20 protein-coding genes are annotated in these 21,414 nt (G+C 51.8%); all 20 read left to right on the forward strand.

Annotated elements, in window-relative coordinates; translation table 11 throughout:
* Nucleotides 1–47: 47 nt before the first annotated feature.
* The gene (yabN, locus tag AC0YNV_RS37345; protein WP_475772598.1) at nucleotides 48–1,535 is read left to right on the forward strand and encodes a bifunctional methyltransferase/pyrophosphohydrolase YabN; all 1,488 of its coding nucleotides are present in this window, start codon (nucleotides 48–50) and stop codon (nucleotides 1,533–1,535) included.
* A 301-nt stretch (nucleotides 1,536–1,836) separates the two neighbouring features.
* On the forward strand, nucleotides 1,837–2,109 hold the full coding sequence (locus AC0YNV_RS37350; RefSeq protein WP_210046373.1) for an HU family DNA-binding protein: 273 nt from the start codon (nucleotides 1,837–1,839) through the stop codon (nucleotides 2,107–2,109).
* Nucleotides 2,110–2,112: 3 nt separating this feature from the next.
* Nucleotides 2,113–2,394 (forward strand): RNA-binding S4 domain-containing protein, encoded by a 282-nt coding sequence (locus AC0YNV_RS37355; RefSeq protein WP_475772599.1) that lies wholly within the window; start codon nucleotides 2,113–2,115, stop codon nucleotides 2,392–2,394.
* A 195-nt stretch (nucleotides 2,395–2,589) separates the two neighbouring features.
* On the forward strand, nucleotides 2,590–2,874 hold the full coding sequence (yabP, locus tag AC0YNV_RS37360) for a sporulation protein YabP (RefSeq protein ID WP_210046375.1): 285 nt from the start codon (nucleotides 2,590–2,592) through the stop codon (nucleotides 2,872–2,874).
* Entirely contained in the window at nucleotides 2,871–3,512 is a 642-nt protein-coding gene (gene yabQ / locus AC0YNV_RS37365) for a spore cortex biosynthesis protein YabQ (protein ID WP_475772600.1), read from the forward strand. Before yabP ends, yabQ begins: the two co-directional genes overlap by 4 nt.
* Before the next feature lie 30 nt (nucleotides 3,513–3,542).
* Nucleotides 3,543–3,860: an FtsB family cell division protein gene (locus AC0YNV_RS37370; RefSeq protein WP_475772623.1), complete on the forward strand. Its 318-nt coding sequence runs from the start codon at nucleotides 3,543–3,545 to the stop codon at nucleotides 3,858–3,860.
* Between the two features lie 143 nt (nucleotides 3,861–4,003).
* Nucleotides 4,004–4,567 (forward strand): S1 domain-containing RNA-binding protein, encoded by a 564-nt coding sequence (locus AC0YNV_RS37375; protein WP_475772601.1) that lies wholly within the window; start codon nucleotides 4,004–4,006, stop codon nucleotides 4,565–4,567.
* Between the two features lie 535 nt (nucleotides 4,568–5,102).
* Nucleotides 5,103–7,598 (forward strand): stage II sporulation protein E, encoded by a 2,496-nt coding sequence (spoIIE, locus tag AC0YNV_RS37380; RefSeq protein ID WP_475772602.1) that lies wholly within the window; start codon nucleotides 5,103–5,105, stop codon nucleotides 7,596–7,598.
* A gap of 208 nt (nucleotides 7,599–7,806) precedes the next feature.
* Nucleotides 7,807–8,532 (forward strand): vWA domain-containing protein, encoded by a 726-nt coding sequence (locus AC0YNV_RS37385; RefSeq protein WP_210046380.1) that lies wholly within the window; start codon nucleotides 7,807–7,809, stop codon nucleotides 8,530–8,532.
* A complete protein-coding gene (locus AC0YNV_RS37390) occupies nucleotides 8,516–9,442 on the forward strand; it encodes a serine/threonine protein kinase (RefSeq protein WP_210046381.1) in 927 nt (308 codons plus the stop codon). The genes AC0YNV_RS37385 and AC0YNV_RS37390 overlap by 17 nt, the downstream gene beginning before the upstream one ends.
* Nucleotides 9,443–9,512: 70 nt before the next feature.
* Nucleotides 9,513–10,928 (forward strand): tRNA lysidine(34) synthetase TilS, encoded by a 1,416-nt coding sequence (gene tilS / locus AC0YNV_RS37395; RefSeq protein WP_475772603.1) that lies wholly within the window; start codon nucleotides 9,513–9,515, stop codon nucleotides 10,926–10,928.
* A 76-nt stretch (nucleotides 10,929–11,004) separates the two neighbouring features.
* On the forward strand, nucleotides 11,005–11,544 hold the full coding sequence (gene hpt, locus AC0YNV_RS37400) for a hypoxanthine phosphoribosyltransferase (protein WP_210046383.1): 540 nt from the start codon (nucleotides 11,005–11,007) through the stop codon (nucleotides 11,542–11,544).
* A gap of 145 nt (nucleotides 11,545–11,689) precedes the next feature.
* Nucleotides 11,690–13,693, forward strand: coding sequence for an ATP-dependent zinc metalloprotease FtsH (gene ftsH / locus AC0YNV_RS37405; protein WP_210046384.1), 2,004 nt, complete (start codon nucleotides 11,690–11,692; stop codon nucleotides 13,691–13,693).
* 400 nt (nucleotides 13,694–14,093) lie between these two features.
* Nucleotides 14,094–15,032 carry a quinolinate synthase NadA gene (gene nadA / locus AC0YNV_RS37410; RefSeq protein ID WP_475772604.1) on the forward strand — a complete coding sequence of 313 codons (939 nt, stop codon included), beginning with the start codon at nucleotides 14,094–14,096 and terminating at the stop codon, nucleotides 15,030–15,032.
* Nucleotides 15,033–15,064: 32 nt separating this feature from the next.
* Nucleotides 15,065–16,681 carry an L-aspartate oxidase gene (gene nadB / locus AC0YNV_RS37415; RefSeq protein ID WP_475772605.1) on the forward strand — a complete coding sequence of 539 codons (1,617 nt, stop codon included), beginning with the start codon at nucleotides 15,065–15,067 and terminating at the stop codon, nucleotides 16,679–16,681.
* Nucleotides 16,674–17,573: a carboxylating nicotinate-nucleotide diphosphorylase gene (nadC, locus tag AC0YNV_RS37420; protein WP_210046387.1), complete on the forward strand. Its 900-nt coding sequence runs from the start codon at nucleotides 16,674–16,676 to the stop codon at nucleotides 17,571–17,573. Before nadB ends, nadC begins: the two co-directional genes overlap by 8 nt.
* Nucleotides 17,570–18,340, forward strand: coding sequence for a type III pantothenate kinase (locus AC0YNV_RS37425; protein ID WP_475772606.1), 771 nt, complete (start codon nucleotides 17,570–17,572; stop codon nucleotides 18,338–18,340). The genes nadC and AC0YNV_RS37425 overlap by 4 nt, the downstream gene beginning before the upstream one ends.
* Before the next feature lie 76 nt (nucleotides 18,341–18,416).
* Nucleotides 18,417–19,307: an Hsp33 family molecular chaperone HslO gene (gene hslO / locus AC0YNV_RS37430; protein ID WP_475772624.1), complete on the forward strand. Its 891-nt coding sequence runs from the start codon at nucleotides 18,417–18,419 to the stop codon at nucleotides 19,305–19,307.
* Between the two features lie 19 nt (nucleotides 19,308–19,326).
* The gene (locus tag AC0YNV_RS37435; protein WP_475772607.1) at nucleotides 19,327–20,280 is read left to right on the forward strand and encodes a peptidyl-prolyl cis-trans isomerase; all 954 of its coding nucleotides are present in this window, start codon (nucleotides 19,327–19,329) and stop codon (nucleotides 20,278–20,280) included.
* A 140-nt stretch (nucleotides 20,281–20,420) separates the two neighbouring features.
* Nucleotides 20,421–21,359 (forward strand): cysteine synthase A, encoded by a 939-nt coding sequence (gene cysK, locus AC0YNV_RS37440; protein ID WP_475772608.1) that lies wholly within the window; start codon nucleotides 20,421–20,423, stop codon nucleotides 21,357–21,359.
* Nucleotides 21,360–21,414: the final 55 nt, after the last annotated feature.

The raw sequence follows: 21,414 nt of genomic DNA on the forward strand, positions 1-21,414 counted from the left end.
AAAAGACCTACCTGCCTACCACTTATTAAGCAAAGGAGGGTTCATTCATGCAACCAACCATTACCGTTGTCGGGCTGGGGTCTGGCGATGCCGACCAGCTGACGCTCGGCGTCTGGCGCAGGCTCCAGAAGGCGGAGCGCCGCTTTGTACGGACGGAGAAGCATCCGATGATGAAGATCTTCGGCGACAATGATTTAACCTATACGTCGTTTGACAGCCTGTATGAACAGCTTGATTCCTTCCCTGATGTCTATGCCGCTATTACGGAGGCGCTGATCGGGCAGGCCAAATCGCTGCCAGCCGCGTCTGAGCTGATTTACGCCGTTCCCGGGCACCCGATGGTAGCGGAACGTACCGTGCAGCTGCTGCGCGAACGCTGTCCACAGGAGGGGATCGAGCTGGTTATTCTGGGCGGAGAGAGCTTCCTCGATCAGGCCTTCACCCGGCTTGGCTTCGATCCCATCGAAGGCTTCGTGCTGCTGGATGCAGCGGAACTAAAGCCGTCACAGCTGCGGCCGGAGCTGCACACCTTGATCGGTCAGGTCTATGATGAATTTACGGCTTCGGATGTGAAATTAAGCTTGATGGAGCAGCTGCCCGACGACTATCCCGTCATTGTCGGTCACGCGCTCGGAATCGCGGGCGAAGAACAGATATTGACGATCCCGCTCTATGAGCTGGACCGGACTCCGGGATTTGGGAATTTGTCCCTTGTCTATGTGCCGCGCTCCACCGATGACAAGCTGCGCAACCGATCCTTTGAAAGGCTGCACGAGATTGTGGGGATCCTCCGCAGCCCTGAAGGCTGCCCTTGGGACCGGGAGCAGACGCATACCTCCATCCGCAAAAACTTCATCGAGGAAACCTACGAAGCGATCGAAGCGCTGGATGCGGACGATCCGGACGGAATGCGCGAGGAATTCGGCGATGTGATCCTTCAGGTTATGCTGCACAGCCAGATGGAAGAGGAGGTTGGCTCCTTCTCCGTCTACGATGTCATCGAGTCCCTCAATGAGAAGCTGCTGTTTCGCCATCCGCATGTTTTTGGCGACCAGGTTGCCAATGATTCCGGGGAAGCCCTGCAGAATTGGGAGCAGATGAAAGCGGAGGAGAAACGGCGCAAAGGCATAAATTCCGGGGAACTGTCGCAGCTGGACGGGATTCCGCCGGATTTGCCCGGGCTTATGAAGGCTTATAAGCTTCAGAAGAAAGCGGCCAAGGTCGGCTTTGACTGGGATGATATTCAGCCGGTGCTCGGCAAGATCGAAGAGGAACTGGGTGAGCTGCGGGAGGCCATAGCAGCCGGGAATCCGGAAGAGCAGGCCGATGAGCTGGGCGATCTGTTGTTTGCCGTGGTGAATGCTTCCCGGTTCATCCATGCTGATCCCGAAGAAGCGCTTGCCCGGACGAACCGGAAGTTCAAGAAACGATTTTCATATATTGAAGAGCAGCTTCGTATAAGTGGACGAACCTTTGACCAAACTGATTTAATAGAGATGGACCGGTATTGGGAGGAAGCCAAGCTGCTCCCCTGAAAGCGCGATTGACGCCGGATGCTCTTCCTTGCGATAAGCCCGGGGACAGAATAAGGATGCCCGCTTATCCTAGGGAAGGCTTGAAGCTGATAGACTGCTGAAGATGAGAGGGCCGTTCTTCCAACCCGGCTAAAGGTTCATCGGAAATTCGTCTCCAGTCGCCAGAAATTGCAAAAAAAATTTACAAATGGGCAGGATTTATTTAGAATCAAGCAGAATAGGTACAAGCGGGCAAGTAAACTCAAAGTAGAAGTATAGTGACTATCTGCTATGATAATTAAAAATTTAGGAGGCTATGTTCATGAACAAAACAGATCTTATCAACAGCATTGCAGCTAAAAGCGGGCTTACCAAGCGTGATGTCGAGTCGGTTCTCAATGGTTTTATGGGAGAAGTAACCGATGCGCTGGCAGGCGGCGAGAAAGTGCAATTGATCGGTTTCGGCACATTCGAAACCCGCAAGCGCTCAGGCCGTACGGGCCGCAACCCGCAAACGGGCAATCCCATCACTATCGCGGAATCCAAAGTTCCTGCATTCAAAGCCGGCAATAAATTAAAAGAAGCTATCAAGTAGTTCATGCGTCTTGACAAGTTTCTCAAAGTCTCCCGGCTGATCAAGCGGCGCACTGTCGCCAAGGATGTGTCCGATCAAGGGCGCGTCTGGATCAACGGCCGGGAAGCCAAAGCGAGCAGCACCGTCAAAGCCGGCGACGAGCTCATGATTCAATTCGGCCAGAAAGTTGTCACCGTGCGCATTGAGCGGCTTGCGGAGACGACCAGAAAGGATGAGGCGAGCGGCTTATACACTTTGTTGAAGGAAGAATCGCGCCAAGCGGAGAACAAAATGGAATGGCAATAAAGGAAATGACGGCCTTAACCGGGGTATTCGGTGGGGCCGTCTTTTTTTTTTAGAAGCAAGCGAATACGCCTTTATCTGCTGCGGCTCCCGTACCGGCATGCAGCTTTTCCTTTTTCCGGCAGAACGGTAGAAGGATGAATTGTTCTAAAACCTGTCCCACCCCCATAGGCTAGTCTTAAAGGAGGGGACGAGGCGATGATTGATCAAGGAAAAGGGCAAAAACGTCAGGAAATCAAAATGCTTAATCGTAAAATACTCGAAATTACGGGTGTCATGAATGTGGAAAGCTTCGATGTTGAAGAGTTTCTGCTGGAAACGGAGCTTGGCTTCCTGGCCATTCGCGGGCAGAACCTACATATGAAGCATCTGAGCCTGGAGCAGGGTCTTGTTGCCATTGAGGGGCTCGTCCATTCGCTGACTTATCTGGACGGGAATACCGCAGCCAAATCCAAAAGCTTGTTCGGGAAGATATTTAAGTGAGTCTCAGCGTACAGTGGTGGACGATGGCGACGATGCTGCTGTCCGGGATTGGAATGGGCATTGTTTTTGACGGGTACCGTGTTGTGTCGGACGAGCTGCGGATCGGACGATTATGGGTTCCGGTGCTTGATTTGCTATATTGGATTACCGCGACGATTGTGGTTTTCCAGGTCCTCTCGGCAAGCAATGAGGGCGAGGTGCGGGCATATGTCTTTCTCGGGCTCCTGCTCGGAATCGCCAGCTATTACTGGCTTTTCAGCAAAATAGTGGTGAAGCTCGTACATTTTTTTATCCGTGCCGTCCGTACTCTGATTCAAATCATAGTCAAGATGTTTATATATATTGTCGTACGTCCTTTACAGTTAATCTACCGGCTGTGCAAGCTGATTATTTCCTTTTTGATTGCGCTTGCTTTGTTCCTCTTGAAAATTGTGATACAATTAACCCGTCCACTCTGGATTCTGGTTCGCTGGATGATGAGCCCGATCACCAAACCGTTCTCGCGATGGGTGGTTGGCTGGTGGGTTCCGCTAATGGCCCGGTGGCGGGTTGCCGAACGCTGGAAGTCCGCGGCTGGCAAGGCGGCAGGGGTTTGGCAGCGAGTGAAAAACTGGAAGAAGAAGGACAGTGATGAATAGATAATGTTATGAGTGGAGGTCAACGAATTGATGATGACGGCTACCGGGACTACTCCTACACCTTCATACACAGGAACGAAACGTCGGCTGAAACTATGGTTTATCGTCATTGCTTTATTCTTGGGCTGGGCATCCTATACGTTTATATCCCAGTTGGAGCGGCAAGGTCAGTCCGAGCTCAAGCTCGCCGAGACAAAGCAGATGATCGATACGGCGAACACTCAGATCAATGATCTCAAGCAAGAAGTCGCCAAACTGAATGATAAAGAATACATTGGTCAATTGGCTACGAAAGAACAGGGTATGGTAAAAAAAGGCGAGCAGCAGATACAGGTCATTGAGGATTGATTCGGCCTGAAATCGGGTACACGTCTGTTGCCTTGCACCTCTCGTTCGGTTATAATCACCTTAGTAGCAGCATTTATTGTTGGTTGTAAGGCCATCAGAAGCTAACAGCTTCACATAACGGTTAGGGAGGAACATTTTTACCTATGGCAATTGAAGTGGGCGCCAAGTTAGAGGGCAAAGTGACAGGTATTACGCATTTCGGGGCATTCGTCGATTTGTCGGGAGGTGTCACGGGACTCGTTCACATCTCAGAGATTGCCGATAATTACGTCAAGGATGTTAAAGACCATCTTAAACTGGAAGATGTTGTAACAGTTAAGGTCATTAATGTAGATAAAGACGGGAAAATCGGACTTTCGATAAAACAGGCAATCGACCGTCCTGAGGGTTCTGTTCCACCTCAACGCGAACGCAGTGCCAGCCCTGGCGGAGGATTCAACCGTACAGGTGGTGGCGGAAGCGCAGGCGGCGGAGGCGGTTTTAGTCGTCCTGGCGGAGGCGGCGGAGGCGGCTTCAATCGTACTGGAGGCGGTGGAGGAGGCGGCGGACGTCCTTTCAATAAAGCAGCAGGCGGTAAACCTTCCTTTGGCAAACCAACCTTCGAGGATAAAGTATCGCGCTTTCTTAAGGATAGCGAGGAACGCATTTCTTCAATCAAGAAGAATACGGAATCCAAACGCGGCGGACGCGGAGCGAAGCGCGTTTAATTGTATATGACTCTTTGCAGGCAGAACCTTTACAGGTTCTGCCTTTTTTGGCTTTCCAGAGATTGTAATGGTTACAGCCCTCTTTACGCATATTGCGCCAGAAGTTTGTCATATATGTAATCTTTTCTGAACCTAGAAACTGCGTCAAGCTATGAAGGCGGTTCTGCTATTGCCGATTCATCACCCGATTACCCCAATTCTTCCGGTTTAAATCCGCGAATTTGAAGAATATGCCTCTTTTTCAAAAAAACTTTTCCCTTCTTCTCATCTATTCCCGACAGGTTCGGACGGCGTTTCACTGATTGAGGCTTCCCGTCAGACAATGTTTTTTGTTGAACGGTGGGTCGCCGGCGGCGCGTGCTGCACGTCCAATGCCGCGTAATCCGTGCAACCGCGCTCAGCGCGCGCGTCGTTTCCAATTCACGCATTTTTGTCGGAAAAAACTTTGAGAGTGACAACGCTTTATGACAAACTTTTATATGGACATGCTCCTATACTGAGAACACACAAATCGGGAATGGGTGGTGTCCTTGAAATGAGAGACAAGCAAAATGTCGTGTTGTTTCCAAATGTTAAACGGACGAGCATTATACAGACGGCGATTCAAAAGGGAGTGAATGGTTCCTTTATACGCAGGCTGGGAGCGATGATCTCCTCGAAGAAATGGGCATTTGTTCTGATGGTCGTTGGTTTTCTTCTCGGTCGCGCGGTGATTCTTGAGTCGCTTACCCCCTTTGCGGTTGCTTACTTCACGGTTGTTTATTTTCTAAGAAGGGATTCTTATCTCTCAGTAGGGTTTTCCATTGTTCTTGGCAGCTGCTTCGCCATTTCGCCGGAACCGATGTGGATTGCCATGGAGCTGGCTGTTGTCTATCTGTTGATGAGAGGGCTTGAAGCTTACGAACGGGCGGAATTATCCTACGCCCCGCTCCTTGTCTTCATCTCCACCCTTATTGTAAGGCTGTTCAGCGTCGTCATTGTCGATACGCTTGGCTGGTATCAGCTGATGATGGTGGGAGTAGAGGCTGCGCTGGCCTTTGTGCTGACGCTGGTGTTTGTACAAGCCATACCTGTTCTGACGATGACGAGGAAGACCTCATCGCTGAAGAACGAAGAAATTATATGTCTGATGATACTGCTTGCTTCCGTGATGACAGGTGCCGTCGGCTGGGCGGTATACGGTCTGTCTGTTGAACATATGATGTCCCGTTACATGCTGCTGCTCTTTGCCCTGGTAGGCGGGGCGCCGCTTGGCGCATCCGTGGGCGTGATAGCCGGATTGATTTTGAGTCTCGCGGACTTGAATGCCATCGTGCAGATGAGTTTGCTCGCTTTTGCGGGATTACTCGCGGGGCTGCTGCGGGAGGGCGGGAGAATGGCAGTCGCCTTCGGCATGCTGCTCGGATCATGTATTCTCTCTATTTATATAGGAAATCAGCAGGATGTATTGGCCTCCACCTGGGAATCGGTCATCGCTGCCGCATTGTTTCTGGTTACGCCCCGTTCCATTATGCGCACCATTGCCAAATATGTGCCGGGGACACAGGAGCATGTCAAATCACAGCACGAATATGCCAGGCGGGTGCGCGATGTGACGGCTCAGCGCGTCACGCAGTTCTCTGAAGTGTTCAAGCAACTGTCGCGAAGCTTCGGACAGGTCAACCTTGTTGATGAGAGTGTGAAGCGTGAGGAGACTGTCGGCCACTTTATGAATGCGGCTGCGGAGAAAACATGCGCTTCCTGTCACCGCAAGGAATTATGCTGGGAGGGGAGATTCTATGATACGTACAGGGTAATGACCGGAATGATGACGGCTGTTGAAGAAGGGAGGAAGGTCGGACCCAAGGATATACCTAAGGAATGGAGCAATCATTGTATACGTTCGCCACAGGTACTGAGTGTTATGCAGCAGCAATATGAAATGTACAAGCATGATCAAATGTGGAGAAAGCAGCTCAGCGACTCAAGGCAGCTCGTCGCCGAGCAGCTATCCGGTGTGTCGCAGATCATGGAAGATCTGGCGCATGAGATCAAGCGGGAAGGCCAACAACTGCATTTACAGGAAGAACAGATCCGAGAAGCGCTGGAAGGGCTCGGTTTATCCATACATGGCATTGATGTCGTTAATTTGGAGGAGGGGAATGTCGAAATTGAAGTTTACCATACCTTTGCCAGGGGCTATGATGAATGCCGCAAGATCATCGCCCCGCTGCTTTCGGATATTCTGGGTGAGCCGATCGCCGTGATCTCGGAGCGCTATCCCGAGAAGAGCAGCGAACCGGCGCTGGTTGTGTTCGGCACGGCCAAAGCGTTCGAGGTGGAGACCGGTATAGCCGGCGTCGCCAAAGGAGGAGATTTATTATCCGGGGACAGCTTCAGCACAGTGGAGCTGGGTAACGGAAAATTCGCCGTCGCCATCAGCGATGGGATGGGCAACGGGGAGCGGGCGAAGCTGGAGAGCAGCACCGCCCTGACCATCCTGCAGCAGCTCCTGCAGTCCGGCATGGATGAGAAGCTGGCCATCAAGTCGGTTAATTCGGTTCTGCTGCTTAGGTCGTCCGAGGAAATTTTCGCCACTGTGGACGTGGCCCTTATTGATATGTATACCGCAAAGACGACCTTCATGAAGATTGGCTCGACGCCAAGCTTCATCAAGCGCGGCAGCGAAGTTATTCCGATATCCGCAAACAATCTGCCCGTGGGCATTTTGCAGGAAATCGATGTCGATTTGATCCGGGTGCAGCTGATGGCGGGCGATACCCTCATAATGATGACCGATGGCATCTACGATGCTCCGGGCCATGCGGTCAATAAAGAATTGTGGATGAAGCGGGTTATTCAGGAAATCGCCTCAGACAATCCGCAGGAAATCGCCGACTCGCTCCTGGAAACGGTCGTGCGTTATCATAAAGGCGAGATCATGGACGACATGACAGTCGTCGTCGCCAGAGTAGACAAGCATCAGCCCGAGTGGGCAACCTTCCGCTGGCCGGGTCTGTCCAAGGTCGAGCGTCCAAGGACGGTGAGCTAGAGAATGCTATAGTATGATGAAGCCTGCCGGAGGGCGGGCTTTTTTGCTATGGCGATTTCTATCGATTCGCAAGCGGCGCAAAATGGTTAATGTCCAAGCAGGACATACGATTACATAGGGTTAAAGCCTCTTAAAACTGGGAACGCTGATAGAGATACTCAAACGTTTGCTATCAGTAGATTCTGAAGTTTGTGGAGGTTTGTGAGAAATGAAGCAGATTCTATTAATTACCGATGGATGCTCGAATGTAGGCATAAGTCCGGTTGTGGCAGCTGCACAGGCATATGCGCAGGGGGTCACAGTCAATGTTGTGGGTGTAGTGGATGAAGGGGATCTGGGTGAGTTCGGGACCTCTGAAATCGAGGAGATTGCGCGCGCAGGCGGAGGGCTTAGCCGATTGGCACAGACGAGGCAGCTGTCGCAAACGGTTCAGATGCTTACACGCAAGACCGTAGTGCAGACAATCCAGCATGCCGTTCAACGTGAACTGAAGCAGGTTCTCGGCTCGTCTTCGATTGAATCGCTGCCGCCGGAAAAACGCGGCGAAGTGGTGCATGTTATCGATGAGCTCAGCGAGACCAGCAAGCTGCGTGTAGCGCTGCTTATTGACGCAAGCGCGAGCATGAAGCCGAAGCTTGCGGCGGTTGAGGATGCGATTCGCGATCTTTCGCTCAGTCTTCAAGCCCGTCAGGGAAGCAGCGAAATCGCGGTATTTCATTTTCCGGGATCAGCCTATGGCGAGGATTGCAAGCTTGATCTGGACTGGACCGGCAATGTCAGCGGGGCCGCGTCTTTGTTCCCCCGGCTGCAGATGCGCGGAACGACACCTACAGGTCCCGCTTTGCTGCATGTCATTGATTTTTACCGAAAATCCGATTATGGTAATAGGAACAATGATGAAACGGACGGGATGATGAGTGACTACGTCGTTTGAATGGAGTTTGTCCCGGGGAACAATTATCAAGGGCAAATGGAAGCAGGGAAGCTACCGCGTGGAACGGCTGTTGGGTGAGGGCGCCAACGGCAAGGTTTTTCTTGTCGAGAGCCAGCGCAACTGGTATGCGCTCAAGATTGGCGCGGATGCAGTGGACCTGCAATCCGAGGTTAATGTGCTGCAGTCCATCGCGGAGCAAAGGCGCAGCTCAAAGGCAGAGTCCTATCTTGTCGATGTTGATGACTTGCGCACGGCTAACGGCAAGGAATATCCGTTTTATGTGATGCGCTATGTCCGCGGCGTAACATTGGCCGATTATTTGTCGAAGCAGGGAGCGGAATGGTTTCCGGTGACACTGTACAGCCTTCTCGGCAAACTGGCTCAGCTGCATGAAGCGGGCTGGGCCTTTGGCGATCTGAAGGTGGAGAATGTGCTCGTGGCTGATTACGGCCGTGTCGAGCTCGTCGATTATGGCGGAGTTACCGCCTTCGGCAAAGGGGTCAGGCAGTTCACCGAAATCTACGACCGCGGTTATTGGAATGCGGGAACGCGCAGCGCGGATGCGGGGTATGATCTGTTTTCGTTCGCTGTTCTTTGTCTGCAATTGTACGAAAGCAAACGGCTGGCCCAGCTCACTGCTTCCATGCTGCCGCAGAACCGCGTTCCCGAAGAGCTGCTGCGGCTGGCTTACGCGAATCCGGTGCTCAAGCCGCTTTGCGGATGGCTGCGCAAAGCGATGGGCGGAGAATTCAAGAACGCCCGCGAAGCCGCGGCTGCTTGGCAGCAGTGGATGCACCGGCCCGGCGGACGCTCGTCCCCTCCGGTTTCCCGCTGGATCAAAGGATTGTTCGTTGCATCTGCGGCTGTGCTCGCCACAACGATATATTGGCTTTTGCGGACAGGATCGTAAATAAAGCTCGGTCTTTAACGTATAAGGGATGAAAGATAACGCGGCTGCAAACGCTATGGAGGTGGTAGGTATGAACGAGTTGCTCGCCGAGATGTCAGAGCTTGCTTCAAGCGAGCAGCTGTGGCTCCCTGGAGAGACCATCATCGTGGCCGTGTCTGGCGGACCTGACTCAACAGCTCTGCTGCACATGCTTCACCGGCTTGCCCCCTCGGAAGGTTTGACCTTGATTGCCGCGCATGTGAACCATGGGTTCCGCGGCGGGGAATCCGACCAGGAGGAGCAATCGGTGAAAAAATTTGCCGCCGAGCTCGGCCTGCAGTGTGAATCCGTCTATATCGATATGCCGGCTTATATAGAAGAAACAAAGATGAATTCACAGGCGGCTTCACGCAAGCGGCGGTACGCCTTTCTCCATGAGGTCGCCCGCAAGCATGGCGCATCACGTATCGCGCTGGCCCATCATGCCGATGATCAGGCGGAGACCGTGCTCATGCGTATTCTCCGGGGGACGAGCCCCGGCGGCCTTGCGGGCATCCCGATCAAGCGTTCCGAAAAAAACGTGGAACTTATTCGGCCTCTTTTGCGTACATACAAGGCAGACATCCTCCACTATTGCAATCAATGGGGACTCGCGTACAGCCAAGACAGCAGCAACGGGAAAAGGACCTACGTCCGCAACGCCATCCGCCTCGATGCGCTGCCTTATTTGGCACAATTTAATCCACAGTTATCGGATGCGCTCGTTCGGCTTTCCGAACTTGCGGCAAGTGAAGACGACTGGATGGAACGGGAGACACAAGCGGCTTTTAAACGCTGCATCATGATAGGCCGTGAAGGATGCCAAATGACCCGCAAAGCGCTGCTAGAGTTGCATGTCGCTTTACAAAGGAGATTGATTAAACTAATATTAAACCATGTTGGAATGGAAACTGCGACCATCTCATTCGACAGCGTTGAGACTATTCGACAAGCGGTCTCGAACCGTGCATCGACGACCTGGAGCTATGATGCGGGAAGTGGCGTGAAGTTCGTACGCGAATACGAGAGCTTGCATTTTATCCGGGCAGATTGGACGTCGGGCGGCAAACAAGCAGAGGCCGAATACTCTTATATGGTCACGGAAAGCATGGAGCTGCTGGAAATGCCTCTTGCGCATGCTCAGCTCAGGCTGGATATGATGCTTCCTCCAGGCGAAGATAAGCCCGTTGACCGGCGGGAATCATGGTTCGATGCCGACCTGATTCATTGGCCGTTGACAGTCCGCAACCGGCGCCCGGGAGACCGAATGCAGGTGCTTGGTTTAAACGGCACCAAAAAAGTACAAGATATGTTCGTTGACGACCGAATCGCACCTTCGCAGCGCAATAAGCTGCCGCTGCTTGTCGATGCCGAAGATTGCATCCTCTGGATCCCGGGCGTAAGACGTTCGCGGTTTGCTCAGGTTACAGGGCAAACCAAGCGGATCCTGCGCATCAGGGTGATTTAGAGACGAATGGTAGGGTCTTGAATAAGTTGCACTGATCCATTCATAAGTATAGGTGAAAAAGTAGGAGGTCCCGGCATTGCTGAATGACATTCAAGAAGTATTGTATGACGCCGACCAGATTCAGCAGAAAGTAAGTGAGCTCGGAGCTATCATCAGCCGGGAGTTCGAAGGACGCAATCCACTTGTCATTTGCGTTTTGAAAGGTGCATTTATCTTTATGTCTGATTTGGTCAAAACGATTGATATTCCGCTCGAAATCGATTTTATGGCGGTTTCCAGCTATGGACAGTCCACCAAAACCTCCGGTGTTGTCAAAATCATCAAGGATCTCGATTCACCTGTTCAGGGACGCGACATTGTGATCGTTGAAGATATCATTGACAGCGGATTGACACTCAGCTATTTAATCGATGTACTGGAAAGGCGCAATGCCAAATCAGTCACACTCGTTGCGCTTTTTGACAAGCCGACCGGCCGCAAGGTGGAACTGGAGGCTGATTATAAAGGCTTTGTCCTGCCGGATGCATTCGTGGTCGGCTACGGGCTTGATTATGCGGAGAAATACCGTAATCTGCCGCTTATCGGCATTCTCAAGCCGGAAATATATGAGAAGTAAAGCTTGTGGATTGACCCTGTTGTCAGGAAGCGGCTCGAAGTGGTACGATTCACCAGCAATCATGTCCCTCCCACGACCTACTCTGGTTTGTGACGGAAATCATGCTGTGGTAAAATATTTGGAACGTCTTGAGAGGAGGTAGGGGATGAATCGGATCATCCGGAACACTGGATTTTATTTGATTATTTTTTTGGTGACTGTCGGGATATTCCAATTTATCAGCAGCCAGAACGATACCACCGTCGAAATTCGATACGACCAATTGAGACAAGCGTTGAACGATAACAATGTCGCCAGCGTCGATCTTCAATTTGACGGCTATTCCTATTTGGTTACAGGTAAATATAAGACAAAACCAGCTGGCGCGGAGTCGGACCAATTTTATGCCCACTCCAATGTAGAGGAATTTGCAGTCAAGGAAATCTATGACGCACAGGCCAAGAATGGATTCGAAATCGATGTCAAACCAACCGAAGGCCCTAGCATCTGGCTGACGTTCTTAACATCGATCATCCCATTCGTGATCATTTTCATCTTGTTCTTCTTCCTTATCAATCAAGCGCAGGGCGGCGGCGGCAAAGTGATGAACTTTGGCAAAAGCAAAGCGCGCTTATATAACGAAGAGAAGAAGCGCGTCACGTTCGAGGACGTGGCAGGCGCGGACGAAGAGAAGCAGGAGCTTGTGGAAGTTGTGGAATTCCTGAAGGATCCCCGTAAATTCGCGGCGGTCGGAGCGCGTATTCCTAAAGGGGTTCTCCTTGTAGGACCTCCGGGTACAGGTAAAACGTTGCTGGCCCGTGCCGTTGCAGGGGAAGCCGGCGTACCGTTCTTCAGTATATCGGGTTCCGATTTCGTCGAAATGTTCGTCGGTGTCGGCGCGTCGCGTGTGCGTGACCTGTTTGAAAATGCGAAGAAAAACGCGCCTTGTATCATCTTCATCGATGAAATTGACGCCGTAGGGCGTCAGCGTGGTGCGGGTCTTGGCGGCGGGCATGACGAACGTGAGCAAACGCTCAACCAATTGCTCGTTGAGATGGATGGATTCGGCGCCAATGAAGGCATCATCATCGTGGCGGCTACCAACCGTCCGGATATTCTTGACCCGGCGCTTCTTCGTCCAGGCCGGTTTGACCGTCAAATTACCGTTGACCGTCCGGATGTTAAGGGACGTGAAGCGGTGCTCAAAGTACATTCACGCAATAAACCGCTGACCAAGGATGTGAAGCTTGACATCATCGCGAAGCGGACAACAGGCTTTACAGGCGCGGATTTGGAGAACCTGCTCAATGAAGCGGCGCTTCTTGCGGCCAGACGCAACAAGAAGGATATTGCGATGACTGAGGTGGACGAAGCGATTGACCGCGTGCTGGTCGGAACTGAGAAACGCAGCCGCGTCATCAGTGACCGCGAGAAACGGATAGTCGCTTATCACGAAGCCGGGCATACCATTGCCGGTTACTTCCTGGAGCATGCGGATGTGGTGCATAAAGTTACCATCATCCCGCGCGGTAAAGCAGGCGGTTATGTTATCATGCTTCCTAAGGAAGGCGACCGCATGCTGTCAACCAAGAAGGAGCTGCTCGATAAAGTAACGGGACTCCTTGGAGGACGTGTTGCCGAAGAGCTGTTCATTGGCGAAATCGGCACAGGCGCTTACAGTGACTTCAAACAAGCGACCAGCATTGTTCGTGCCATGATTATGGAATACGGGATGAGCGACAAGCTTGGACCGATGCAGTTCGGCAGCTCGCAGGGTCAGGTATTCCTGGGTCGTGATATCGGACATGAACAGAATTATTCCGATGCCATCGCCTATGAAATTGACCAGGAAATGCAGAGCTTTATTCAATCCTGCTACGATCGTGCCAAAGCGCTGCTTACGGAGAAAAGCAAAGAGATGCATCTCATTGCATCAACTCTGCTGGAAGTGGAAACGCTGGAGCTTGATCAAATCAAGCGTCTGATCGAGACGGGCTCGATCGATGGAACAGGTACAGGAACTCCATCCGAAGGCACCTCTGAAGAACCTCACGGGGAGCCAATCATTGATAACATCGGTGGTGTGAAGGTTCGCATTCAATCCAAGGAAACAGAAGATCTGTCGCCTCCGGACGATCCGGATAGCGGCAACGACAACGGACCCAAATAAAGACCAGATCAAAGCCATCGAAGGCTGTTCGCAAGCAGACAACTGCGCGGGCAGCCTTTTTTGCCCCGGTAAGAATGATTATTGATTTTTTTAATATATTGTGTAAAAAATTTACTTTGCCGTACCAAAGTGGATGCAGCCGTTTCTTCTTGAAAACAAGCCTCTGTAGAAGGGTGGATAAGATTTGCAGCCCCTATGTGTTCAATGAAGCGCATTGTCTTCGCAGATGGCTCAAAACGGTCCCTTTTGTCGGTTGACAGCAGGAAGCACACTGTGTAAATTAAATGTTAAACAATCGAAAACGCTTTGTCATGATTGTGCGGCAGATTGAACATCTATAAGTCATGTAGGGGTTTGTGCATCTGTTCACAAAGTCAGTGAAAAGAGGAGACTTAAGACTATGGAAGCATTGGCTCTCGAGCGCAAAGCGGAACAAAACCGCGAGCTGCGGGAACGTTTAATGCAGCTTAAGAAAGAACGCAACGCTATTATATTGGCGCATTATTATCAGCGTGACGAAATACAGGAGGTGGCTGACTTCCGCGGGGACTCGTTCCTGCTCGCACAGAAGGCCGCTCAGACCGACGCAGATGTTATTGTTTTCTGCGGCGTCCATTTTATGGGGGAAAGCGCCAAGATTTTGGCTCCAAACAAGACGGTCATTATTCCTGATGAACGTGCCGGTTGCCCAATGGCCGATATGGTCAATGTGGATGGTCTGCGCAAGCTGAAGGCGCAGCATCCCAATGCGAAAGTCGTGACTTATATTAACTCCTCTGCTGAGATCAAAGCGGAAACGGATATTTGCTGTACCTCGGCCAACGCTGTCCGTGTGGTGAACTCGGTGGATTCGGACGAGGTCATCTGGGTGCCGGACAAGAACCTCGGTCACTATGTTCAGCAGCACACGGACAAAAAAATGATCATTTGGGAAGGCTACTGCAACACCCACGATATGCTGACCGTCAAAGATGTAGAAGAGATGAAAGCCAAGTATCCGAATGCACAATTTGTCGTTCATCCGGAATGCCGCCCGGAAGTCGTTCAACTTGGCGATTTTGTAGGAAGCACGACGGCGATCCTGAAATACTGCAAAGAGTCGGACAACAAAGAATTTATTGTAGGCACGGAGGATGGCACCGGTTACCAATTGCGTTTGGACAGCCCGGGCAAAACCTTCCATTTTGCTTCCAAGTATCTGGTTTGCCCGAATATGAAGGTGAACAACCTCAAGAAGCTTGTAAAAAGCCTTGAAACCATGCAGCCGCAAATATATGTTCCCGACCATATTGCCGATCAGGCACGACTATCACTGGAGCGCATGCTGCTGGTGAAATAAGGAATGAACTTTAGAGAGGAAAATCTATTACGATGATCCCACGATATTTAGTAGATGTATCGCTCGCAGCTCTTCCTGTTATCGACAAGGATGTTATTGTCATTGGGGCCGGCATTGCCGGCCTTTTTACCGCTATTAAGTCCAGCAGCGATAATGATGTGCTGATGATAACGAAGAAGTCTCTTCTGGACAGCAACACACGTTATGCCCAAGGCGGCATTGCAGCTGTCATATCGGAGGATGATTCTCCGGAATACCACAGGCAGGATACGCTCATCGCAGGTGCGGGACTTTGTTCCAATACGGCAGTTGATGTGCTGGTTCATGAAGGAACGAAGGGCGTTCAGGATCTGGTGCGGATGGGCACGAAGTTCGATCAGGAGAACGGTGAATTTGCGCTTACCAAAGAAGGCGCTCACAGCCAGCGGCGTATTCTGCATGCCAATGGGGATGCGACCGGCTTTGAAATTGTTCGCGCCCTCTCGCTGAAAGCGATTGAGAACCCGCGTATCGAGGTTTGGGACGATCATTTTGTCATTGATCTGATTATTGATGACGGTCAATGCATTGGAGCGGTTGTTCAGAAACCGGAGGGCGGAAGGGTATTTGTGCGCGGTAAAGCAACTATTCTCTGCTCAGGCGGGACGGGTCAGCTGTACCGGTACACAACAAATCCGGATGTAGCGACCGGCGACGGGATTGCGATGGCTTACCGGGCGGGTGCCAACATTCAGGATATGGAATTCGTTCAATTCCATCCCACGTCACTCTGCTACCCGGGAGCACCGCGATTCCTCATTTCGGAGGCAGTACGCGGAGAAGGCGGTATCCTTCGCAATATTAGAGGCGAGCGGTTTATGGAGAAATATCATGAGCAGCTTGAGCTTGCTCCCCGAGACGTTGTTGCCCGTGCGATCGTCACCGAGATGGAGGAAACCAAATCGACGTTCGTTTATATTGATGTCACCCATGAGTCGCCGGATATGGTGAAACATCGCTTTCCTAATATTTATGAATTTTGTTTGAGTTTTGGGCTGGATTTGACAACCGACTGGATTCCAGTCGCTCCTGCGGCGCATTATATGATGGGGGGCGTCAAGACGGATCTGAACGGGGAGACCAATATAGGCCGTCTGTTCGCCTGCGGCGAATGCTCGTCAACCGGTGTACATGGAGCAAATCGTTTAGCCAGCAACTCCTTGTCGGAAGCCATCGTATTCGGCCGGCGTATTGTGGAGCGGATTAACAGGCTTGAGCCGTTGAAACCGGGACTGACCATAGAAACCCCTGCCATTCCTCGAAGCGGAACATCGATGCAGGCCGTAGTGGAAAAACGGCTGAAGCTGCAGAAAATTATGGTCCGGTATGCGGGATTGCGGCGCGACGGCAAAGGCCTCGACAGAGGGCTGGAGGAGCTGCGCAGGCAGCTGCCGATTTTTCAGGCTGTATTGACCAAACGTGAAGAATTTGAATTTGCCAATTTGCTCACCTGTGCCATGCTGACTGCTGAGGCTGCTCTGGTACGGGAAGAAAGCCGCGGCGCACACTCACGCGAGGATTTTCCGGAACGTGACGATCTTTTTTGGCGCAAACATATGGTGCTGCATCGCGAGCATGGCTTGACCGAGGAGCGGATCGAAGATGTATGATGCGAAGGCGGGACTTTTTGCCGTTGGTGGGACAGAACACGCCCTGCGGGAGCAGATTCGCGCATGGCTTGATGAGGACGTTGGGGCGGGAGATGTGTCCAGTTGGTCAACGATTCCCGCAGGCAGCCAGTCCAGAGCTGTTATTCATGTGAAGGAAAACGGTATATTGGCCGGTATGCCAATAGCCCAGCTTGTTTTTCATGTTGTGGACCCGTCACTGACCTTTCATGCGCTTGCCGCTGATGGGGACAAGGTGCAGAAGGGGACTGTGATTGCCGAGGTGGAAGGCAATACGCACAGTCTGCTGACCGGAGAGCGTCTGGCGCTCAACCTGCTGCAGCGGCTGTCGGGCATCGCAACAAAGACAAGCTCCTTTATTGAAGCGCTGGACGGGCTCCCGGTTCGTCTTACGGATACCCGTAAGACAACGCCGGGTCATCGTTTGCTGGAGAAATACGCGGTCCGAATCGGAGGCGGCTCCAATCACCGCTTTGGTCTCTATGATGCCGTAATGATTAAGGATAATCATATTAAAGGCTCCGGCGGTATTACCGCTGCCGTAAGCGCAGCCCGTCGACAGATCCCGCACACGATGAAAATCGAAGTGGAAACCGAGTCGCTTGCGCAGGTGGAAGAAGCGCTCGCCTGCGGAGCCGATATCATTATGCTCGACAATATGTCCTATGACCTGATGAAGGAAGCGCGGCTGCGGATCAAAACGCACTCACCGCATGTTATAATAGAAGCCTCAGGAGGCGTCAACCTTAGCACTGTGAGAGCCATCGCTGAATGCGGCGTCGATGTGATTTCCGTCGGCGGTCTGACTTACTCGTTTCAATCGCTTGATATCAGTCTTGATCTAAACGGGAAAAAAGGAGGACCGCAAGCGTGATTCTAGTCATTGATGTAGGGAATACCAATATTGTACTTGGTGTCTTTAACGAAAAGAAGCTGGTGCAGCATTGGCGCCTGAGCACCAACCGTTCGGCAACCGTGGATGAGTACGGTATAATGATTCATAATCTTTTCCAATTCGCCGGGTTCAAGCTGGAGCAAATGGAAGGCGTCATTATTTCCTCAGTTGTCCCTCCGCTTATGCGAACGCTTGAGCAGCTTTGCGCCAAATACTTGCGCAAGGTTCCGCATATTGTAGGTCCGGGTGTGAAGACGGGACTAAATATCCGGTATGAGAACCCGCGCGAGGTTGGCGCTGACCGTATTGTCAATGCGGTAGGCGGTATTGAGAAATATGGCTCTCCCCTGATCATCGTCGATTTTGGAACGGCAACGACTTTCGATTATATCGACGCCGCGGGCGATTATCTGGGCGGGGCCATTGTGCCGGGCATCGGCATTTCAACGGAGGCTTTGTACCAGCGGGCGGCGAAGCTGCCGCGCATTGAGCTGGTCAAGCCGAAGAGCGTTATTGGCCGCAATCCGATTACATCGATGCAGGCAGGGATTATTTTCGGCTATGCCGGTCAGGTGGACGGTATTGTCCGGCGTATTCGAACGGAATTTAATGTGAATCCGCGCGTCATTGCTACAGGAGGATTGGCGGAGCTGATCTCATCCGAATCGGAAACGATTGAGGAAGTCGATCCGCTGCTGACGCTGGAGGGACTGCGTATCATTTATGAACGAAATCAGGAGCACTAACTGCGTAAGGAATAGCCGTTAAAGCTCGCCGCATATGCGGATATAAGGAGGGGGAGAAATAGTGGAGGCAGAACAAATGAAGGATTTCTTGGTGCGGGGTACGGCATGGAGCGGGAAGCTGCGCGTATTTGCCGCAAGCACCACGGATTTGGTCAATGAGCTGCGCAGGCGGCACGGTACACTTCCCACAGCAACAGCGGCCCTTGGACGGACCGCAACGGCTGGCGCTATCATGGGAGCTATGCTCAAGGGAGAGGAAAAGCTGACCATCCAGGTGAAGGGTGACGGTCCAATCGGGCAAATTGTTATTGATGCGAATGCCCTTGGAGAGGTCCGCGGTTATGTGGATAATCCCGAGACGCAGCTGCCGAGCAACGCTCTTGGCAAGCTGGATGTTGCGGGTGCTGTAGGGCGTGAGGGCCACATCCATATCATCAAGGATTTGGGGCTTAAAGAGCCATACCGCGGCAGTACTCCGATTGTATCGGGCGAGCTTGCAGAGGATTTCACCTATTATTTCGCCACATCGGAGCAAACGCCTTCGGTTGTTGGTTTGAGTGTTCTGGTGGATGAGTACGGTCAGGTGATGAATGCAGGCGGGTTCATTGTGCAATTGATGCCTGGTGTTACAGAGGAAGAAATCGCCAAGCTGGAGCAGGCTGTCACTGCGCTGCCGCCGATTTCGGCTCTGCTGGATCAAGGTGAGACTCCTGAAGGGCTTCTTCGCTGGGTAGTGGGTGACGATATTCAGATTTTGGATACGCTTGACCTTGTATTTGCTTGCAAATGCTCCCACGAAAGAGTGGAACGCACCCTTATCAGCATGGGCGAGCACGAGCTGCAACAGCTGATTGAAGAAGATGGAAGAGCGGAAATCATCTGTCATTTCTGCAATGAGACCTACGTGTTTGAGAGGCCGCAGCTGGAAACGCTGCTTGACCTGGCAAAGCCGAAACCGATTCAATAATCGAAAGGCCGAGGCGATAATGAAGAAAGATCAGGTTTTGAAGAGCGTGGTGCTGCTTCAAGCCGTATGTATGATCATTTTGGCCGCAGTGGTCATCACTCGGGTGCTCTCACCAGGAGACCATGCCCCCTTGCCCAGTGATGAATCAGATGACGTCAATCAGGATCCGCCTTCTGTTATGGATCATGTTGCAGCAACTGTGGGGGAGGAACAGATCGCTTCTTCTGAGCTTGCCGATCAACTGCAGAGCCAATATGGCGACACGGTACTGCACACCTTGATGGTCAGAGCTGCAATCCGTCAGGAAGCGAAAACGTATGATTTGAAAGTTTCAAACTCGGAGCTTGAGAATGAAATACAGAGCATGATGGCAGGTTATGAGAGTGAAGAGCAGTATTACGAGTCAATGAAGGAGCAGCTTGGCTTGACGCCTGAGGCCATTAAGACCGACACAGAATACCGGCTGCTGCTTGAGAAAATCGCCACACGAACCATTGCGGTGAGCGATGAAGAAATTGAAGCTTTTTTGGAAGAGAACAAGGATCAGTTTGCCCCGCACACGCAATACCGGCTTTCCTGGATAGTGACGGAGAACAAGAAGGATGCGCAGGACCTGCTGGACCGGTTGTCAAACGGGGAGGATTTTGCGCTGATGGCGAAGACCTATTCCATTGACACGGATACTTCGGATAGCGGTGGAGACCTGGGCCTGATTGATGAGGACGATCCGTTTATGGACAGCGGGGTTCTGGATGAAGCCGCCAAGCTTGAGGTTGGGGAGATCACCGGGCCGATTGCGGTCGAAAAAGGGCAGGCGGTCATTCAACTGACGGAAAAGCATACGACAGAGCAGCTGGATGAGCAGACGCAGCGGGATAACGCGCGAAGACAGCTTGAGCTTACTAAGGCAGATCCCCTGGATCAGGTTGAGGACGAGCTTCTGGTCAAATACAACGCCAAAATCATGCCATAAGTGCATGTTCATGAATAGCAGGCAGAGAATGTCTGATTTCCCAAATTGGACAAAAAGCAACGCTTGACAATGGGTAGTTTTGACTGATAAGATGTATGTAAAACCAACTGAATTAGTCGGAATAAGGAGGAGCACTTATCATGGCTAGAATTGTACAAAATATAACCGATCTTATTGGTGACACACCTCTGGTGCGTTTGAACCGCCTGGTGCCTGATGGCAGTGCAGAAATCTACGTGAAGCTTGAATATCAAAATCCGGGAGCGAGCGTTAAGGACCGTATTGCGATCAGCATGATAGAAGTAGCGGAGCAGCAGGGCTTAATTAAGCCGGGCGATACGATTATTGAGCCGACGAGCGGCAATACCGGTATTGGCCTTGCGCTTGTAGCAGCTGCCAAAGGCTATAAAGCAATTCTCGTTATGCCTGAAACGATGAGCCTTGAGCGCCGCAACCTGCTTCGCGCTTACGGTGCAGAGATTATTCTGACGCCAGGATCTGAGGGCATGAACGGTTCGGTACGCAAAGCCGAAGAGCTTCAGAAGGAGAATCCTTCCTACTTCCTGCCGCAGCAGTTCAAGAACCAGGCGAACGTGAAGATTCACCGCGAAACCACGGGTCCTGAGATCGTTGAAGCGATTAACTCGTTTGACGGTAAGCTGGATGCTTTCGTTGCGGGTATCGGTACAGGTGGAACGATCACAGGTGCTGGTGAAGTGTTGAAGCAAAATTTCCCTAATATTAAAATTTATGCCGTTGAGCCTGAGGCGTCACCGCTGCTTTCCGGCGGTAATCCCGGCCCACACAAAATTCAAGGTATCGGCGCCAATTTCATTCCTGAAATCTTGAATCGCGATATCTATGATGAAGTCATCACCGTTGGCAATGAAGAGTCCTTCGAAACGGCGCGCCGCGCTGCCAAAGAAGAAGGGATTCTCTGCGGAATTTCTTCCGGTGCAGCGATTTTCGCCGCATTGAAAGTGGCCAAAGAACTGGGCGAAGGCAAACGTGTTATCGCTGTTGTGCCTTCCAATGGCGAACGCTACCTGTCCACACCGCTGTTCAATTTCGAAAACTAATACGGCTTAACGTGGCAATGGCCCGCTATAGTGCCGGTATCGATTGGATCTCCAT

It is taken from the genome of Paenibacillus sp. JT31N11, from assembly GCF_056269285.1.